Source organism: Mesorhizobium sp. M0522 (assembly GCF_040321085.1).
Taxonomy (GTDB): Bacteria; Pseudomonadota; Alphaproteobacteria; order Rhizobiales; family Rhizobiaceae; genus Mesorhizobium.
The window spans coordinates 1-574 of sequence record NZ_JAMYQW010000107.1 but is presented as its reverse complement, the minus strand read 5'-3'; the positions used below and the strand labels follow the sequence as shown (position 1 = coordinate 574).

Below are 574 nucleotides of genomic sequence, written 5' to 3'. Positions count from 1 at the left end.
TGGAGTGCGCCCCTCGGACCGGACAGGGTCAAGCCGCAGTTTTGACCATCTGCCGGGCGTGTTGGTCCTCGAACTGTTGCGGGCTGAGATAGCCGAGCGCTGAGTGCAATCGGCGGGTGTTGTAAACCTCATCAATGAAGCGGGGAAGGTCCTCAGCGACGTCGGCGAAGGTTTCGTAGGCCATCGGATAGACGGCTTCGACCTTCATCGTCTTCATGAAGCTTTCCGCTTTCGCATTATCGTAGGGATTGCCGCGCCGGCCCATCGATCCAATAAGATCGTGCTCGGCGAGAACGTTGCGGTAGAGGAGTGCGGCATATTGCGACCCTCGGTCCGAGTGATGGACGCAGCCCGGCGGGGGTTTTCGTCGTTCGATTGCCGCCTTCAATGCTGCAACGGTCAAGCGCGCGTCGATCGACCGACCGATGGCGTAACCAACGACCTTGCGTGACCAGGCATCCAAAATGACCGCGACGTAGACGAAGCCCGCCGCAATCGTCACGTATGTTATGTCGCTCACCCAGAGCTGGTTCGGGCCGTCGGGTGTCACGTTCTTCGCCAGGTTCGGGAAGAT

The 574-nt window shown here is 59.8% G+C and carries 1 protein-coding gene; it reads right to left on the bottom strand.

Annotation, left to right across the window (positions count from 1 at the left end; all coding sequences use genetic code 11):
• Positions 1-28 precede the first annotated feature (28 nt).
• The coding region (locus tag NKI58_RS35485) for an IS3 family transposase (RefSeq protein ID WP_352854549.1) at positions 29-574 on the bottom strand (546 nt) is incomplete at its 5' end.